The sequence below is a fragment of the Pseudostreptobacillus sp. genome, assembly GCF_977040545.1.
The window spans coordinates 1-2,585 of the sequence record NZ_CDRRBS010000122.1 but is presented as its reverse complement, the minus strand read 5'-3'; the positions used below and the strand labels follow the sequence as shown (position 1 = coordinate 2,585).

The window sequence follows — 2,585 nt, the reverse complement described above, 5'->3', positions numbered from 1 at the left end:
AGCTATTTCAACATTATTTATATTGATTACTTCAATATTTGTATGGATAAAAATTAAAACTGAAAAGGAGAGTGATTAGTATGGAAAAGAAAAAGTTTTCATTATTCTTTTTTGTTTTGGTTATGTTGTTTTTTTATCTACCAATAGTTATGCTTATAGTTTTATCTTTTAATTCTACTAAGGCCTATGAATTTAAAAGTTTTTCTTTAAGATGGTATATAGAATTATTTACTCGTTCACCAAAATTATGGCATGCTTTTGGAAGAAGTATATTGATAGCATTATCTTCATCATTTATTTCTGTTGTAATAGCAGTTTTAGGATCTATAGGTATTAAATGGTATAATTTTAAATTGAAATCTTATTCAAGAGTTTTAAATTATATTCCCTTAGTTTTACCAGATTTGATAATAGGGGTTTCTTTATTATTATTCTTTAATATGAATTTCGCTAAAATACCTTTAGGAATGTTAACTGTATTTATTGCACATACAACATTTAATATACCTTTTTCCTTATTTATAATAATGTCAAGAATAGATGAGTTTGATTTCTCTATAGTTGAAGCTTCACGTGATTTAGGTGCAACTGAATTACAAACATTAAATAAAGTTATACTACCAACTATGGTACCAGGTATAATATCAGCATTTTTAATGTCAATGACATTATCTTTAGATGATTTTGTTATAACGAGCTTTGTAACAGGTACTAATTCTGATACTTTACCTATACAAATTTATTCTATGCTTAAGTTTGGAGTAAGTCCCACAATTAATGCATTATCGACTATACTAATATTAGGTACATTAATATTGGCCCTATCAAGTCGTAAGTTACAAAAATATATGTTAAGTTAGTTTTGATATAAAATTATTAAATTAAGGAATTACATTATATAAAATAAAATGTAATTCCTTTAGTTATTATAAATAATTTTGTAAAATTTGACAAATAATTAAAAATATGATAATATTTATAAGTAAATTAAAAGAAGTAGAATTTAGTTCTCACCTTTCCATATCGATTTAGATTGCGAGGCTTAATATGAGTAAGGTTACGTTATTGATTATAGACGCCATAAGTCTATTATTTTATGATGTAGAGAACAAGATTTTATCTTGTTTTTTTTATTATCAAAATAGGAGGTGTTCTTTATAAAAGGAACTATGAAGTCTGATAATACTAGAATTAATGAAGAAATCAGAGCTAAAGAAGTTAGATTAATATCTGAAGATGGAGAGCAGTTGGGTATAATGTCAGTAAATGATGCTTTAAACCTAGCTTCTGAAAAGAATTTAGATTTAGTTGAAATGTCATACAATGGGACAACATCTGTTGCCAAAATAATGGATTATGGTAAATATCGTTATGAAAAAGTAAAAAAAGACAAAGAAAATAAAAAGAAACAAAAAAATACCGTAATCAAGGAAATAAGAGTTAAACCTCATATAGATACACATGATATGGAGACTAAGGTTAATCAAATAGAGAAGTTTTTAGAAAAAGATTACAAAATTAAAATTAGTTTAAGATTATCAGGAAGAGAGAAATTACATTCAGAAACTGCCGTTAAAGTTTTAGATGAATTTGCTAATTTCTTTGAAGAAAAGGTAGTAGTAGAGAAAAAATATGGTAAAGAGCAGGTACAAAAATTTGTTATGCTTTCACCAAAGAAATAGTTCAGAGGAGGAAAAATTATGCCAAAAATGAAAACACATAAAGGTGCAAAAAAAAGAATTAAAGTTACAGGAACAGGGAAATTTGTAGTTAAACATTCAGGAAAGAGCCATATCTTAACTAAAAAGACTCATAAGAGAAAGAAAAGATTAGGTGAAGATGCAGTATTAACTGGTGGAGCAGCAAGAAAAGCTTCAAGATTATTAGCTGGACAAGCTGGAAGATAAAACTAAAGAGGAGGAATTAAGATGCCAAGAGTAAAAACAGGAATAGTAAGAAGAAAGAGACATAAAAAAGTATTAGCAGAAGCTAAAGGATACAGAGGGTCAATAAAAACTAATTATAGAAAAGCAAATGAAGCTGTTAAAAAAGCAATGGCTTATGCAACAGAACATAGAAAATTAAAGAAAAGAACAATGAGAGAATTATGGATAATCAGAATAAATGCTGCATCTCGTGCAGAAGGATTATCTTATTCAAGATTCATGAATGGATTAAAGAAATTAAATATAGAATTAGACAGAAAAGTATTAGCTGAATTAGCTTTAAATAACTCAGTAGAATTTAAAGCTTTAGTTGAAAAAGTTAAAGCTTTATAATTAAAGATGGAAATTAAGTTTTCCATCTTTTTTTAATATTATTAAATTAAATAAATAAGTTTTAAAAGATGATTTTAAATGATTATCTTTTTTTATTTTATGTGCTATAATGAAACAAAAAGAAAGGGGAATATAATGAATATTGTATATAAAGGTTTAGAGTTTGATATTTTAAATGAATTGAAAGGTAATAATCTATATGTATTTTCAAATCCTATGGATAAAATAGAGATAGAGAATACTTTGAAGAATTCTTTTGTAGAATATACTTTAATGACAGAAAATGATTTTTTAGATAAGTATATA

4 protein-coding genes are annotated in these 2,585 nt (G+C 25.7%); all 4 read left to right on the top strand.

The window, feature by feature from the left end:
* Window positions 1-80: 80 nt before the first annotated feature.
* Entirely contained in the window at window positions 81-860 is a 780-nt protein-coding gene (locus ACWYO2_RS05715) for an ABC transporter permease (protein WP_455515519.1), read from the top strand.
* Between the two features lie 309 nt (window positions 861-1,169).
* On the top strand, window positions 1,170-1,682 hold the full coding sequence (infC, locus tag ACWYO2_RS05710; protein ID WP_455515518.1) for a translation initiation factor IF-3: 513 nt from the start codon (window positions 1,170-1,172) through the stop codon (window positions 1,680-1,682).
* Between the two features lie 18 nt (window positions 1,683-1,700).
* Entirely contained in the window at window positions 1,701-1,907 is a 207-nt protein-coding gene (gene rpmI, locus ACWYO2_RS05705) for a 50S ribosomal protein L35 (protein ID WP_455515517.1), read from the top strand.
* A gap of 21 nt (window positions 1,908-1,928) precedes the next feature.
* A complete protein-coding gene (gene rplT, locus ACWYO2_RS05700; protein ID WP_455515516.1) occupies window positions 1,929-2,279 on the top strand; it encodes a 50S ribosomal protein L20 in 351 nt (116 codons plus the stop codon).
* Window positions 2,280-2,585: the final 306 nt, after the last annotated feature.